Below are 13,943 nucleotides of genomic sequence, written 5' to 3' on the forward strand. Positions count from 1 at the left end.
CTGCCATGACTTCTTTCGAATCCACGCTGCTTTCCCGCATCGTCAGCGAGCTGGCGTCTTCCCACGCCCTGATGAATTGCCTCATCAAGGAATTCGCCCTGCCGGAACGGTGCCTGTCTTATGCCTGGCCGGAAGACCGGCGCGGTATCGCCCCGGCCAACTATCTCGGCTGGTTGCAAGACGGCGGCGTGCCCCTGCTGATCGCCTTTCCCGGCGACCGCCAGTTCTTCCTTGTCGTTGATCGGCAGGATGAACTCGGCAGCCAGCGCTATCTCTCCGATATCTATGTCCGGCGCGGGGACCAGGCCTGGCATTGCCCGGACTTCGCCGCCTTCATCGATTTTCTGCTGGAGGCCTGCGAAGAACTCGCCGGCGCCCACAATGGCGAATTGCTGCAGCAGGTCCTGCAGAGCCAGCACCTGACCGCGGCCATCGTCGACCACGTACAGGTCTCGCGCCATCCCGCGCCGCTCAGCGACTACCTGGCCAGCGAGCAGGGCCTGTGGTTCGGCCATCCCAATCACCCGGCGCCCAAGGCACGCCGCTGGCCGGAGCCCCTGCCGGCCGAGGCCTATGCCCCGGAGCTGCACATCAGCACCGCCATGCACGTGCTGGAGGTGCCCCGCGCCGGGTTGCAGGTGGCCGGCAACGGCCTGAGCGACGCCCAGGTGCTGCAGGGCTTCGTGGACCAGGCGCAGGCCGCCCCTGAGCGGGCGCGCATCGTGCTGCACCCGGTCCAGGCGCAGCTGTTCCTCGGCGATCCCCGGGTCCGGGCGCTGGTCAGCCAGGGGGTGATCCGCGACCTCGGCGCCAGCGGCGCCCTGGCCAGTCCCACCGCCTCCATGCGCACCTGGTACCGCCCAGGCCATGCCTTCTTCATCAAGGGCTCGCTCAACGTGCGCATCACCAATTGCGTGCGCAAGAACGCCTGGTACGAACTGCAGAGCACCCTGATCGTCGACCGCCTCATGCAGCGCCTGCAGGGGCGGGTGGCGGGGCTGGACATGGTGCGCGAGCCGGGTGCCCTGAGCTGGGCGCCGCCGGCCGCCAGTGCCGAGGACGAGCGCTGGTTCCGCGAGCAGACCGGCGCCATCCTGCGCGAGAATTTCTGCCTGGAGCATGGCGCCGACTGCTGCCTGCTGGCCGGCACCCTGTTCGCCCGCGACACCCGCCTGCAGCCGTTGCTGCATGACTTCCTCAGCCGCTGCGGTGGCCAGCCGGTCAGCGACGAAACCCGGCTGGCCTGGTTCCAGGACTACCAGCGACTGCTGCTGGGGCCGGTGCTGCGGCTGTTCTTCGAGCACGGCGTGGTGCTGGAGCCGCACCTGCAGAATTGCGTGCTGGTGCATGACAACGGCCGACCCGTCCGGCTGCTGCTGCGCGACTTCGAAGGCATCAAGTTGACCGATACCCTCGGCGCCGAGGCCCTGGACGCCCACGTCCAGCCCCGGGTGCGCCAGTCGTTGCTCTACAGTCGCGACCAGGGCTGGCGGCGCATCGCCTATTGCCTGTTCGTCAACAACCTCGCCGAGGCGGTGCTGGCGCTGAGCTGGGAGCGTCCGCACCTGGCGCCGCGCCTGTGGCGGCAGGTGGAAGCCGAGCTGATCGCCATCCGCCGGGACCTGCAACGCGCCGCGCCCGAGCTGGATGCGCTGATCGCCGGCCAGCCGATTCCCTGCAAGACCAATCTCAAGGTGCGCCTCGCCGCCCAGGCCGATCGCCACGCCGGCTACGTGCAGTTGCCTTGCCCCTGGGGCGCGGAGGTGCGTCATGGCTGAGCTACCTGCCGCGGTCCGCGCCGCCCTGGTGGAGGCCCAGGCGCAGTCCGGCGATCCCCTGGCGGCCTTCGTCTATGACCTCGACGCCCTGCGGCGGCACGTCGCCGCGCTGATGGCCGAATTACCCCCGGGCGTGGAGCTGTACTACGCCATCAAGGCCAACAGCGAGGCGCCGATCCTGGCGGCCCTGGCGCCGCTGGTGCACGGCTTCGAGATCTCCTCCGGTGGCGAGATCGATCGCCTCGCCGCCTGCCCGCAGCGCAAGCCGTTCATCTTCTCCGGTCCGGGCAAGCTGGATTCCGATCTGCGCACCGCCCTGAGCGCGGGCGTCGAAGCCATCCACCTGGAGAGCCTTGGCGAGATCCAGCGCCTGCAACGCCTGGCGCTTTCCCTGGGACGGCTGCAGCCGGTGTACATCCGCATCAATCCGCAATTGCCGGCCGGGCTGACCAGCACCCTGGCCATGGCCGGCACGGCGACGCCCTTCGGCTTCGACGAAGCCGATCTGCACGCCGCGGTGGCGGCGGTAGAGGCGGCCAGCCACCTGCAGCTGCAGGGCTTCCATGTGCATGCCCTGTCGCACCAGCACTCGGTGGAGCGCCATCTGCAACTGCTGGACTTCTACCTGCAGCGCTGGCCGCACTGGCGCGGCCTGGCCCGGCGCCCGGAAAGCGTGGTGCGGCTCAACGTCGGTGGTGGCATTGGGGTGGACTATCGCGAAGGCCGGCGATTCGACTGGGCGCGGCTATGCGCGCACCTGCGCGCCCGCCTAGCCGAACAGGCGCAGCCGCCGCTGATCCGCTTCGAACCGGGACGTTTCCTCGCGGCCTTCTGCGGCTACTACGCCATGGAGGTGCTGGATACCAAGACCAGCCACGGCCAGCACTTCCTGGTCTGTCGCGGCGGGACCCACCAGTTCCGCCTGCCGGTGGCCCAGGGGCACGATCATCCGGTGCTGCACCTGCCCCGCGAGGGGCGGGCGACCGCGACTGGAGGCAAGGCCTGGACAGTGGTGGGTCAGCTCTGTACCCCCAAGGACATCCTCAGCCGCGGCCAGCCGCTGGGTGAGGTACGGGTCGGCGACCTGCTGGTGCTGCCCCTGGCCGGCGCCTATGGCTACAACATCTCCCACGCGGATTTCCTCTGCCATCCGCGCCCGCGGCAGCTGTTCCTCGCCGGCAACGGGAGTGTCCCGGCGTGAGCGTTGCGATCCCGCGGGTCTGGGTGGCGGTGAACGTGCTGCTGGGCACGGTCACCGTCAGCCTGGCCAATACCGCGCTCAATCCGGCGCTGCCGGCCTTCATCGCCGCCTTCGACCTGGGGCCGCTGCTGGCCAGCTGGATCGTCGCCGGCTTCATGGTGGCCATGGGTATCACCATGCCGCTGACCGGCTTTCTCGCCGGGCGCATCGGTCGGCGGCGACTCTATCGCCTCGGGCTGCTGGCCTTCATCGCCGGCTCGGCGCTGGGCGCCCTGGCCGATTCCATCGCCGGCGTGCTGCTGGCGCGCATGGTCCAGGGGGTGGCCAGCGGCCTGATGATTCCCCTGGCACTGGGCATCATCTTTTCCGTCTATCCCAAGGAGGAGCGTGGCCGGGTGACCGGCTGGTGGGGTGGGGCGGTGATGCTGGCGCCGGCGGTGGGGCCGCTGTGCGGCAGTCTGCTGCTGGAGGTGTTCGACTGGCGCGCCCTGTTCCTGCTCAACGTCCCGGTGGGCCTGCTGGCCCTGGCCATGGGGCAGGTGGTGCTGCCCGCGGATGGCCCCCGCGAACGCAAGCCCTTCGACCTGGCCGGCTACCTGCTGATCGCCAGTGGCCTGGGGCTGCTGCTGGTAACCCTCGGCCGGCTGCGCGAGCTGGCGGCGCTGGCCGACCCCCTCAATCTGCTCGCGCTGGCCGCCGGCGTCCTGTGCCTGCTGGTCTTCGTCCGGTTGCAACTGCAGCGCAGCCAGCCGCTGCTGCCGCTGCGCCTGTTCGCCCTGCGCGGCTATCGGGCCAGCGTCATCATCGCCGTGGTCCAGGCGGTGGGCATGTTCGAATGCCTGGTGCTGCTGCCGCTGCTGGTCCAGCTGGTGCTGGGCCATAGCGCCCTCTGGACCGGCCTGGCGCTGCTCTGCACCGCCCTGGCGGCGGCGCTGTTCGGCCAGGTCGGCGGTCGCCTGCTCGACCGCCGCGGACCCCGCGGGGTGATCGCCACCGGCCTGGCGCTCAGCGGCCTGGCCACCCTGGCCCTCGGTGTGGTCGGCAGCCATGCCGGGCTGGCCTGGATCTGCGCGCTCATGGTGCTCCGCGGCGTCGGTCTGGGGCTGTCCTACATGCCGGCCACCACCGCCGGCCTCAATAGCCTGCCGGATGCCCAGGTCACCCAGGGCGCGGCCATGAACAACATCGCCCGGCGCCTGGTGTCCTCGGTGGCCGTGGTGGCCGCCTCCCTGTGGCTGGAACTGCGCCTGGGCGGCGCGGCCGGCTGGGGCCCGCGCCAGGCCGCCACCGGCGTCGCCATCCAGGACGCCTTCATCGCCACCGGCCTGTTCATCCTGCTGGCACTGCCCTGGGCCTGGCGCTTTCCCGCCGCTCAACCCCTTTCCGTTCGGAGGTACTCATGACCGCTCAGCTTTCACTTGCCGCGCAGCCCTGGCCGTCGCCCGCCGATGCCGCCCTCTATCGCCAGGTCGAGCAGCGCGTGGTGGCGCAGCTGCTGCAGACGCTGATCTACGAAGAGGTGCTCAAGGCCGAGGTCCAGCCGCTGGCCGAGGGGCTGGCAGCGTATCGCCTGGCCGGTACCGCCGCCGATGGCACACCCGTGCAGTACCTGGGCTATGCGCCCGCCGCTGCCAGCTTCGGCCTGATCCGCCTGGATCCGCAGCGCCTGGTGCGCCAGGACGCCCAGGGGAGCCGCGCGCCGACGCTGCACGAGACCCTGGCCGAATTGCTCGGCGAGCAGAGCGACTCGCCGCTGTGGCCGCGCTTCGTCCAGGAGCTGGAGCAGACGCTGCTCAAGGACCTGCAGTCGCGCCGTCAGGATTATCGTCCTGAACGCCCGGCGCACGAGCTGGACGTGGACGCCCTGGAGCGGCACTTCATGGACGCCCATGGCTACCACCCCTGCTACAAGTCGCGCATCGGCTTCTCGCTGGCGGAGAATCGCCGCTACGGACCGGAATTCGGCGAGCCGATCCAGCTGGTCTGGCTGGCCCTGGCACGCGAGCGGGCCTCGGTGGGGCACTCCCGCCGCCTGGACTTCCCGGCCTTCATCGCCGCGGAGTTCGGGGTGGAGCGCTGGACGGCCCTGGCCGCCGAGTGGCGCGAACAGGGGCGGGCGTTGGACGACTACCAGCTGATCCCGGTGCATCCCTGGCAGTGGGAGCAGCACCTGGCCGCGCTGTTCCAGCCCGAACTGGTGAGCGGCGAGCTGCTTTACCTGGGCAGCTCCCGCGACCAGTACGCGGCCCAGCAGTCCATCCGCACCCTGGCCAATCGCAGCGCGCCCGAGCGGCCCTATGTCAAGCTGGCGATGTGCCTGACCAACACCTCCAGCACCCGCATCCTGGCGCGCCACACGGTGCTCAACGGCCCGCTCATCACCGACTGGCTGCAGCGCCTGATCGCAACCGATGCCACGGCCCGCGACCTGGACTTCGTGGTGCTCGGCGAGGTCGCCGGCGTCGCCTATGACAGTCGTGCGTTGCCGGTCAGCCGTGCGGGGCAGGTCTACGGTACCCTCGGCGCCGTCTGGCGCGAGAGCATCCACGCCTATCTGCGCGCGGATGAACAGGCGGTACCCTTCAACGGCCTGACCCAGGTGGAGAATCGCTACGGCCAGGGCGCGCTATGGCCCTTCGTCGCCGCCTGGATCGAGCGCCACGGCCTCGACGCCTGGCTGCGGCAGCTGCTCAGGGTCACGGTGACGCCCCTCATGCACATGCTCCATGCCGAAGGCATCGGCATGGAGTCCCATGGCCAGAATATCGTGCTGATCCACCGCGACGGCTGGCCGCTGCGCATCGCCCTCAAGGACTTCCACGATGGTGTGCGCTACGCCGAGCGCCACCTGGCGCGCCCGGAATTGCGTCCGACCCTGGAGCCCTTGCCGGCGAGTCATGCGCGGATCAACCGCAATTCCTTCATCCTCACCGAGGACGTGGCGGCGGTGCGCGACTTCACCTGCGATGCCTTCTTCTTCATCGCCCTGGGCGAGCTGGCGGTGTTCCTGCGTCAGCACTTCGCCCTGGCCGAGGCCGACTTCTGGCAGGCGACCGCCACGGTCATCCTCGACTACCAGCGCGCCCATCCCCAGCACCGGGACCGCTATGCGCTGTTCGACGTCTTCGCCCCCACCTTCGAGGTGGAGGAGCTGACCAAGCGGCGCCTGCTGGGTGACGGCGAGCGGCGCTTCAAGGCGGTGGCCAACCCCCTGCATCCCTATCGGCCCGCCGCATGCTGAGGCGCAATCGACTCAAGGCCGCCCTGGCGGCCGGTACGCCCAGCCACGGCCTGTTCGCCTCGCTGCCCACGCCCGCCAGCATCGAGCTGATCGCCGAAGCCGGCTACGACTTCGTGATCATCGACATGGAGCACGTGCTGATCAATCCGGAAACCCTGGAGAACATGATCCGCACCGCCGAGAGCTACGATCTCACACCGCTGGTGCGGGTGCCGGACGCCGAGCCCAAGCGCCTCTTGCGCCTGCTCGATGCCGGGGCCCAGGGGATCGTGCTGCCTTGCGTGGAGGACCCGGCGGTGCTGGCCGCCGCGGTGCGCGCCTGCAAATACCACCCGGAGGGCGAGCGCAGCCTCAATGCCGGTCGCCCGGGCTCCTTCGGCAAGACCAGCCTGGCCGACTACGTGAACCGCGCCAATGCGCAGATCCTGGTGGTCGCCATGATCGAAAGTGCCACCGGCGTCGCCCGGGCGGCGGAAATCGCCGCGGTGCCGGGGGTGGACCTGCTGCTCGAAGGGGCGGCGGACCTGTCGCAATCCCTCGGCCGCCCCTGGCACCTCGCCGATCCCGAGGTGCAGGAAGCCCTGCGCCAGACCTGGGCCGCCGCCCAGCGCCAGGGCACCCGCTACTGCGCCATCCCCCGGCAGCCGGAGGACCTTGACCTCTGGCGCGCCCGGGGCGTCACCACCTTCGTGCTCGGCGACGAGCGCGGCATCGCCTTTCGGGCCCTGCAAGCCCGCCTGACCGCCCATTCCTGCGGAGAATCCCCATGAACGCCCAGACCCTCGCCACCGACCTGATCCTGCAGGACCTGTTCGACTGCCTGCTGGCCGAAGACGTCTTCGCCCCCATGGCCGTGACCCTGACGGCCGCGACCGCGGAACATCCCGCCACCCTGCAGCCGGCCGCCCCGGAGGAGCGCCTCTGGGAGTGCTGCTGCGATTCCCGCGAGCAGCGTTTCATCGCCGCGCGGGTGCGCCCGGGCATTACCCAGGCCTGGGTGAAGGTGCCCGGTACGCCGATCTTGGCGCGCCAGGGCGACGCCTGGAGCACCCTCACGCCGGATGCCTTCGTCTCCCTGGTGTTCGCCGAGGCGGCCGCCGATCCCGAGCAGGCGCGGGGCATCGCGCTGTTGCGCGAGACCCTGGCCACCAGTCTGCGGCAGACCCGGCTGTCGCTGGAACAATCCCTGGTCCCCGGTCCGTTGCTGGAGGGCGACGGTAAGGCCGCCTTCCTGCAGCTGGAGCGCTGGGCGGCCCTGCGGGATCGACCCTATCACCCCCTGGCCAAGGCCAAGCTGGGGCTGAGCGACGCCGACTACCAGGCCTACCAGGCCGAATTCGGCCAACCCGTGCGCCTGGCCTGGGTCGCGGTGCGCCGCGATCAGCTGCTGTGTGGAGAGGGCGTGGCGGCCGCTTCCCAGGGACCGGCGGCCGACTTGCTGACCCCGGCGGCGCTGGGCGAGTTGCAGGCCGAATTGCAGCGGCGCGGCCTGGCGGCGAGTCACGTGGCGCTGCCGGTACATCCCTGGCAACTCGCCAGGGGACTGCCGGGTCGGCTGGACGAGGCCTTCGCCAGCGGCGTCTGCCAGCAGCTGGATTTTGCCGGCGCACGCTGCCACGCGACCTCGTCGCTGCGATCCATGCTGATGGAGGAGGGCGCGGGCGTGGCCCAGCTGAAGTTGCCCATGGCGGTGCATTCCCTGGGTGCCTCGCGCTACCTGCCGGCGGTGAAGATGATCAACGGCTCGCGCAGCGAGGCCCTGCTGCGGAAGGCGCGGGCCCTGGACCCGGTGCTCGCCGAGAGCCTGCACCTGTGCGACGAGTCTCGCTGGTGGGCCTTCATGCCACCGTCGGCGACCCTGTTCGACGAGGCGCCGCGGCATCTCTCGGCCATGGTGCGCGGCTATCCCGCCGCGCTGCTGGCCGATCCCGACTGCCGCCTGCTGCCCATGGCCGCGCTTGGCACGCCGCTGCCGGGCAGTCGTCGGCATTTCTTCGACGACTGGCTGGCGGCCCGGTTACTGGCGCCGACCCCGGCCAACGTCCAGCTGTTGCTGGGTGAGCTGTGCCACAGCTTCATCGATCTCAACCTGCGGCTGTTCCGCCTCGGCCTGCTCGGCGAGGTGCACGGGCAGAACGCCGTGCTGGTCTGGCGCGCCGGACGCATCCAGGGTCTGCTGCTACGCGACCACGACTCCCTGCGCCTGTACGTGCCCTGGCTGGAGCGCCAGGGGCTGGCCGATCCGCAGTACCGGATCAAGCCCGGTCATGCCCAGACGCTCTATCACGAGCATCCGCGCGACCTGCTGTTCTGGTTCCAGACCCTGGGCATCCAGGTCAACCTCAGGGCCATCTTCGAGACCGTCGCGAGCTGCTACGCTGTCCCGCTGACCGCCGCCTGGACGCTGCTGCGCGAGGTGCTGGAAGAACGCATCGCGGCCCTGGACTTCGACGCCGAGGCTCGGGCGCTGCTTCGGGAGACGCTGTTCGAGGCACCGGACTGGCCGCAGAAGTGGCTGCTGCGCCCGATGATCGAGCGGGCCGGTGGGCCTGGCAGCATGCCGTTCGGCAAGGGCAGGGTGGTCAATCCCTTTCATCAGGTGAGCCATGCCCCCTAGTGTTTCCTCAGTAGTAACCCGCCGCCGCCTGCTCGGGCTCGGCGGCGTGCTCGCCACCGGCCTGGCGCTGCAGCCAGGCATGGCTTGCGCGCAGCCAACCCGGGTGGCCACGCTGTTCCAGGGCGCCACCGACAGCGCCGTGGCCCTGGGGCTCAGGCCTTGCGGGGTGGTGGAGTCCTGGAGCGAGAAACCGGTCTATCGCTACCTGCGCCCGGCGCTGGCAGGAGTGCCTTCGCTGGGCCTGGAGACCCAGCCGAGTCTGGAGGACCTGGCGCTGCTGGCGCCCGACCTGATCGTCGCCTCGCGCTTTCGCCATGGCCGGATCGCTCCCTTGCTGCAGCAGCTGTGCCCGGTGGTGATGCTGGAGGAGGTCTTCGAATTCAAGCAGACCTTGCTGGCCCTGGGCACCGCCGCGGGGCGTGAAGCGGAGGCCACGGCCCTGCTGCAGGCCTGGCAGGCGCGCATCGCCCGTCTGCGCGAGGCGTTGCAACGCCACTACGGGTCCCAGTGGCCGCCGACGGTGGCGGTCCTGGATTTACGCGCCGATCACCTGCGCAGCTACCTGCCCGACAGCTTCGCCGGCCGGGTACTCAGCGAGCTGGGCTTCGCCTGGCCGTCGGCCAGCCAGGGCAGCGCTGCACCCTCGATCAAGTTGACCTCCCGGGAAAGTCTGCCGGTGGTGGAGGCCGACGTCTTCTTCGTCTTCCTGCGCGCCGACCAGGCCGCGGTGCAGCGCAACTACGAGCGTCTGCTCGAGCATCCGCTCTGGCAACGCCTGAGCGCCCCCCGGCGCGGGCAGGTCTGGCGGGTCGATGGGGTGGCCTGGAGCCTGGGCGGCGGCTTGCTCGCGGCGAATCGGCTGCTGGACGATATCGAGCGCGTCCTGGTCGACCAGGGGGCCGCATGAGCGCACCCCTCAGACTGCTGCTGCTCGCCCTGGCCCTGGCGCTGATCGCCGTGCTGAGTCTCTCCGTAGGCGCCCGCTGGATCGCGCCCACTAGCGTAGTGGCGGCCCTGGTGCAGGACCCCTCGCTAGGGCTGGACGCCACCCTGGTCAACACCACCCGGCTGACGCGCCTGCTGGTCGCCCTGGTGGTGGGCGCCAACCTGGCGGTGGCCGGTGCCCTGATGCAGGCCATGACGCGCAATCCCCTGGCTTCGCCGGGGCTGTTCGGCATCAACGCCGGCGCCACCTTCGCCCTGGTGCTGGGCATCACCCTGCTGGGGCTGTCCAGCACCGAAAGCTGGATACTCTGCGCGCTGCTGGGCGCGGCGGTGGCCGGCAGCCTGGTCTGGACCCTGGGCAACCGGGGCCAGGCGCGCCTGACACCGCTGCGCATCGTGCTGGCCGGCGCCGCCCTGGCGGCCCTGTTCACCGCCTTCAGCCAGGCGCTGCTGGTGATCAACCAGGAGGGGCTGGACAGCGTGCTGTTCTGGCTGGCCGGTTCGGTGGGAGAGCGCAACCTGGCCACGGCTGCGCCCCTGCTGGTGTTCAGCCTGCTGGCCCTGGCCGCTGCCGGGGTCCTGGCCGGGCAGCTGGATGTACTGGTCGCCGGTGATGACCTGGCCCGCGGCCTGGGCCAGCCCATCGGGCTGATCCGGTTGCTGGCCGGGGTGCTGGTGATCTGCCTGGCCGGCAGCGCCGTGGCCCTGGCCGGCAACATCGGCTTCATCGGCCTGATGGTGCCGCACCTGGTGCGCGGGCTGTTGGCCCGCGCGCGACACGAGCATCGCTGGCTGATCCCCGGCTGCGCCCTGGGCGGGGCCCTGCTGCTGGTGCTGGCCGACAGCCTGGCGCGGGTGGTGATCCTGCCCCAGGAGGTGCCCGTGGGCATCATGACCGCGCTGTTCGGCGGGCCCTTCTTCATCCATCTGGCGCGTCGAGGAGGCCGTCATGGCCGCTGAGATCGTCTGGCGGCTCGGCCGTTTCTCCCGCCGCCTGGCCCCGGCCACCCTGGGGCGGCTCGCCGTCGCCGCGCTGGTGGCCCTGGCGGCCCTGCTGCTGTGCCTCTGCCTGGGCAAGGTCTGGTTGACGCCCACCCAGGTGCTGGCCGCCTTGGCCGACGACGCGCATGGCGGCCTGAGCTTCATCGTCATGCAGCTGCGCCTGCCGCGGGCGTTGCTTGCCGCCCTGGTCGGCAGCGCCCTGGCGGTGTCCGGCCTGCTGCTGCAGGGCCAGGTGCGCAATCCCCTGGCCTCGCCGGACCTGCTGGGCATCACCAGTGGCGCCAGCGCCGGGGCGGTCTTCTATCTGGCGGTTCTGGCCGGCAGCCTCGGACCGCATGGCCTGCCGCTGGCCGCGATGCTCGGCGCGGGCCTGGCGGCGCTGCTGGTCTATGGCCTGGCCTGGAACCATGGCGCCTCGCCGTTGCGGCTGGTGCTGGTGGGGGTAGGGGTGTCGGCCATGCTCGCCGCGGCCACCACCTTCCTGCTGGTGTTCAGTCCGTTGACCACGACGCTGTCCGCCTACGTCTGGCTGACCGGCAGCGTCTATGGTGCCAGTTGGCCGGAGGTGCGCGCCCTGGGGCTGTGGTGGCTGGTCCTGCTGTTGCCGCTGGCGACCCTGGCGCGCCACGCCGTGCTGGCGCAACTCGACGACGAGCTGGCCCGCGGCCTCGGGGTGCGCCTGCAGGTGCACCGCGCAACCTTGCTGGCGCTGGCCGTGGCCCTGGCCGGGGTGGCCATCGCCTGGGGGGGCGCCATCGCCTTCGTCGGCCTCATCGCGCCCCATATCGCCCGCCGCCTGCTGCCCGCGGGTTTCGCCGCTCAGGCGCTGATGGCGGCTCTGGCGGGGGCGTTGCTGGTGATGCTCGCCGACCTCCTGGGTCGTACCCTGTTCCTGCCCCTGGATCTGCCGGCCGGCATCTTCGTCGCCGCCCTGGGGGCGCCCTTTTTCCTCTACCTGCTGATCCGGCAGCGTCCCTGAAGGAGTCTTCATGGCAACCCTGGCCAGCCGCGGCCTGACCCTCGGCTACGGCACCCAGACCATCATCGAGGCCCTCGACCTCGAATTACCGCCGGGGCGTGTCTCGGTTCTCATCGGCAGCAACGGCTCCGGCAAGAGCACCCTGCTCAAGGCCTGTGCCCGGCTGCTGGAACCGCGCCAGGGCCAGGTGCTGCTCGACGGCCAGGACATCCACCGGCAGTCCACCGCCGCCCTGGCCCGGCAACTGGCGGTCCTGCCGCAGACCCCGGTGGCGCCCGAGGGCATCAGCGTGCGGCAACTGGTGAGCCTGGGCCGCTATCCCTACCAGAACTGGATGCGCCAATGGTCGGCGGACGATGCCGCGGCGGTGGACAAGGCGCTGCGCCTCACCGACCTGCTGGCGTTGGCGGAGCGGCCGGTGGACGACCTCTCCGGCGGTCAGCGCCAACGCGCCTGGATCGCCCTGACCCTGGCCCAGGACACCGATTGCCTGCTGCTGGACGAGCCCACCACCTACCTGGACCTGGCGCACCAGATCGAGGTGCTGGACCTGCTACGTCAGCTGAATCGGGAGGAGGGCAAGACCATCGTCATGGTGCTACACGATCTCAATCTCGCCTGCCGCTACGCCGATCACCTGGTCGCCGTCCATCAGCGTCGTGCCTTCGCCCAGGGCGCACCCGCAGAGGTATTGACGGAAGCCCTGGTCCGGGAAGTGTTCGCCCTGGAATGCCGGATCATCGCCGATCCCTATTTCGGCACGCCGCTGTGCATTCCCTTTGGTCGCGAGGTACCGCCATGTGCCTGAGGCCCGCCCTCGACAGCGCCCAGCGGGACGAGTTGCGCGCCACCTTCGGCCTGCGCGAAGCCAGTGAGCGCGACGGGCAGCACAGCCAGCCGGTGGCCGCCTGGCTGGACGCCGCACGCTGCGCCGAGTTGCTCGACGACCTGGCGGAGCGGATGGCAGCGCCTACCCGGCGGGTCGCGGCGTCGCTGTTGACCAAACGGCTGGGCTTTCTCACCACCGGGGTGGCCTTCCAGGCCCTGTCGGCCTATGACCGGTGCCTGGACCTGACGCCGGGCAATGTCTGGATCGAGGATGGCCACGTCCAGGGGCGCTGGCGATCGGCCCTGCCATTGAGCGATACCCGGCCGCTGCCCGCCTTGGAGGATCACGCCACGGCCCGAGCACTACTGGCCCGCACCCTGTTCGGCGAGCTGCTGCGGCCGCTCTGGGAGACTCTGGCGCGGGTTGGCCGCGTCTCGCCCCGCATCCTCTGGGAGAACGCCGCGGTGCGGCTCTATTCGCTGTACGACCGGCGCCTCGCCGAACTCGATGATCCGGCCATTCGTGCCCGCTGCGCCGAGGATTTCGCCTGGCTGCTGGCGGCGACGCCGGCGGAACTTGGGCTGGAGACCAATCCGCTGGCGCAGTTCCGCCGGCCTGCGACGGCCAATACCCTTGGGCGCCCCGTTCGCTTCCGGCGCACCTGCTGCTTCTACTACCAGGCCACGGCGCCCGCCGAATACTGCAGCAACTGCCCGCTGATCCGCCCCCGGGAGGCCGCATGCCCGGCCCCCTGAGCGAGCTGCCGGCCGAACTGATCGCCGGGTACGCCGAGGTAGCCGCCTCGACCCTGGGCCATCTCGGGCGCACGGGCTATCTGCCCGAACTCAAGCCGGTGGTGGCCAATACGCGTCTGCTGGGCCGGGTGGTGACGGCGCGCATTCCCTTACCCCATGGCGCCCTGTTGCGCGAGGCTCTGATCGCCAGTCGCCCGGGCGACGTCCTGGTGATCGAGGCCGTGGGCGATCCCCACTGCGCCTGCTGGGGCGAATTGCGCACCCTGGCCGCCTTGATCAAGGGCCTGGCCGGCGTGGTGGTGAATGGCGCCATCACCGACGTCCAGGCGCTTCGTCAACTCGGCCTGCCGGTCTTCCACCGCGGTATCAGCGCCGTCACCACCCAGGGTGGCGAGGCGCTGGGCGAATTGAATGTCGAACTCCAGCTCGGCGAGACCCGCGTTTGCCCCGGTGACCTGGCCCTCGGAGACGACGATGGCCTGTTCGTCCTGTCGCCCGCGCGGGCCGCAGCCTTGCTGCCCGGTGCGCTGGCCAAGGAGGCCGCGGACCACGCACGGCGCGCGCAGCTGCTACAGCGGCTGACCGAAGGGCGCTGA

At 70.6% G+C, this 13,943-nt stretch carries 12 protein-coding genes; all 12 read left to right on the plus strand.

From position 1 onward, the window contains the following. Positions 1-5 precede the first annotated feature (5 nt). The 12 genes from OXS31_RS10225 (at position 6) to OXS31_RS10280 (ending at position 13,943) form a co-directional block, all read left to right on the plus strand. Positions 6-1,778 (plus strand): IucA/IucC family protein, encoded by a 1,773-nt coding sequence (locus OXS31_RS10225; RefSeq protein WP_267398862.1) that lies wholly within the window; start codon positions 6-8, stop codon positions 1,776-1,778. Next, complete coding sequence (locus tag OXS31_RS10230; protein ID WP_044341844.1) at positions 1,771-2,979, plus strand: type III PLP-dependent enzyme; 1,209 nt, start codon at positions 1,771-1,773, stop codon at positions 2,977-2,979. Before OXS31_RS10225 ends, OXS31_RS10230 begins: the two co-directional genes overlap by 8 nt. Beyond that, the gene (locus OXS31_RS10235) at positions 2,976-4,382 is read left to right on the plus strand and encodes a DHA2 family efflux MFS transporter permease subunit (RefSeq protein WP_267398865.1); all 1,407 of its coding nucleotides are present in this window, start codon (positions 2,976-2,978) and stop codon (positions 4,380-4,382) included. Before OXS31_RS10230 ends, OXS31_RS10235 begins: the two co-directional genes overlap by 4 nt. Then, positions 4,379-6,220, plus strand: coding sequence for an IucA/IucC family protein (locus OXS31_RS10240; protein ID WP_267398866.1), 1,842 nt, complete (start codon positions 4,379-4,381; stop codon positions 6,218-6,220). Before OXS31_RS10235 ends, OXS31_RS10240 begins: the two co-directional genes overlap by 4 nt. After that, on the plus strand, positions 6,214-6,990 hold the full coding sequence (locus tag OXS31_RS10245) for an aldolase/citrate lyase family protein (protein ID WP_267398867.1): 777 nt from the start codon (positions 6,214-6,216) through the stop codon (positions 6,988-6,990). Before OXS31_RS10240 ends, OXS31_RS10245 begins: the two co-directional genes overlap by 7 nt. Further along, entirely contained in the window at positions 6,987-8,837 is a 1,851-nt protein-coding gene (locus tag OXS31_RS10250; RefSeq protein WP_267398868.1) for an IucA/IucC family protein, read from the plus strand. Before OXS31_RS10245 ends, OXS31_RS10250 begins: the two co-directional genes overlap by 4 nt. Positions 8,838-8,916: 79 nt before the next feature. Then, a complete protein-coding gene (locus OXS31_RS10255) occupies positions 8,917-9,744 on the plus strand; it encodes an iron-siderophore ABC transporter substrate-binding protein (protein WP_267399116.1) in 828 nt (275 codons plus the stop codon). After that, positions 9,741-10,742, plus strand: coding sequence for an iron ABC transporter permease (locus OXS31_RS10260; protein ID WP_042134200.1), 1,002 nt, complete (start codon positions 9,741-9,743; stop codon positions 10,740-10,742). The genes OXS31_RS10255 and OXS31_RS10260 overlap by 4 nt, the downstream gene beginning before the upstream one ends. Then, positions 10,732-11,763, plus strand: coding sequence for an iron ABC transporter permease (locus OXS31_RS10265; protein ID WP_267398869.1), 1,032 nt, complete (start codon positions 10,732-10,734; stop codon positions 11,761-11,763). Before OXS31_RS10260 ends, OXS31_RS10265 begins: the two co-directional genes overlap by 11 nt. A gap of 10 nt (positions 11,764-11,773) precedes the next feature. Then, complete coding sequence (locus OXS31_RS10270) at positions 11,774-12,571, plus strand: ABC transporter ATP-binding protein (protein ID WP_077172836.1); 798 nt, start codon at positions 11,774-11,776, stop codon at positions 12,569-12,571. Beyond that, entirely contained in the window at positions 12,562-13,347 is a 786-nt protein-coding gene (locus tag OXS31_RS10275) for an IucA/IucC family C-terminal-domain containing protein (RefSeq protein WP_042134193.1), read from the plus strand. Before OXS31_RS10270 ends, OXS31_RS10275 begins: the two co-directional genes overlap by 10 nt. After that, complete coding sequence (locus OXS31_RS10280; RefSeq protein WP_267398873.1) at positions 13,332-13,943, plus strand: RraA family protein; 612 nt, start codon at positions 13,332-13,334, stop codon at positions 13,941-13,943. Before OXS31_RS10275 ends, OXS31_RS10280 begins: the two co-directional genes overlap by 16 nt.

It is taken from the genome of Pseudomonas sp. GM_Psu_1, from assembly GCF_026544185.1.
GTDB classification, from domain to species: Bacteria; Pseudomonadota; Gammaproteobacteria; order Pseudomonadales; family Pseudomonadaceae; genus Chryseomonas; species Chryseomonas oryzihabitans.

Coding starts and splice junctions, on each gene's coding strand:
- OXS31_RS10230 (WP_044341844.1), top strand. CDS start 1,771: ATGGCTGAGCTACCTGCCGCGGTCCGCGCCGCCCTGGTGGAGGCCCAG.
- OXS31_RS10240 (WP_267398866.1), top strand. CDS start 4,379: ATGACCGCTCAGCTTTCACTTGCCGCGCAGCCCTGGCCGTCGCCCGCC.
- OXS31_RS10280 (WP_267398873.1), top strand. CDS start 13,332: ATGCCCGGCCCCCTGAGCGAGCTGCCGGCCGAACTGATCGCCGGGTAC.
- OXS31_RS10255 (WP_267399116.1), top strand. CDS start 8,917: ATGGCTTGCGCGCAGCCAACCCGGGTGGCCACGCTGTTCCAGGGCGCC.
- OXS31_RS10250 (WP_267398868.1), top strand. CDS start 6,987: ATGAACGCCCAGACCCTCGCCACCGACCTGATCCTGCAGGACCTGTTC.
- OXS31_RS10265 (WP_267398869.1), top strand. CDS start 10,732: ATGGCCGCTGAGATCGTCTGGCGGCTCGGCCGTTTCTCCCGCCGCCTG.
- OXS31_RS10260 (WP_042134200.1), top strand. CDS start 9,741: ATGAGCGCACCCCTCAGACTGCTGCTGCTCGCCCTGGCCCTGGCGCTG.
- OXS31_RS10270 (WP_077172836.1), top strand. CDS start 11,774: ATGGCAACCCTGGCCAGCCGCGGCCTGACCCTCGGCTACGGCACCCAG.
- OXS31_RS10225 (WP_267398862.1), top strand. CDS start 6: ATGACTTCTTTCGAATCCACGCTGCTTTCCCGCATCGTCAGCGAGCTG.
- OXS31_RS10245 (WP_267398867.1), top strand. CDS start 6,214: ATGCTGAGGCGCAATCGACTCAAGGCCGCCCTGGCGGCCGGTACGCCC.
- OXS31_RS10275 (WP_042134193.1), top strand. CDS start 12,562: ATGTGCCTGAGGCCCGCCCTCGACAGCGCCCAGCGGGACGAGTTGCGC.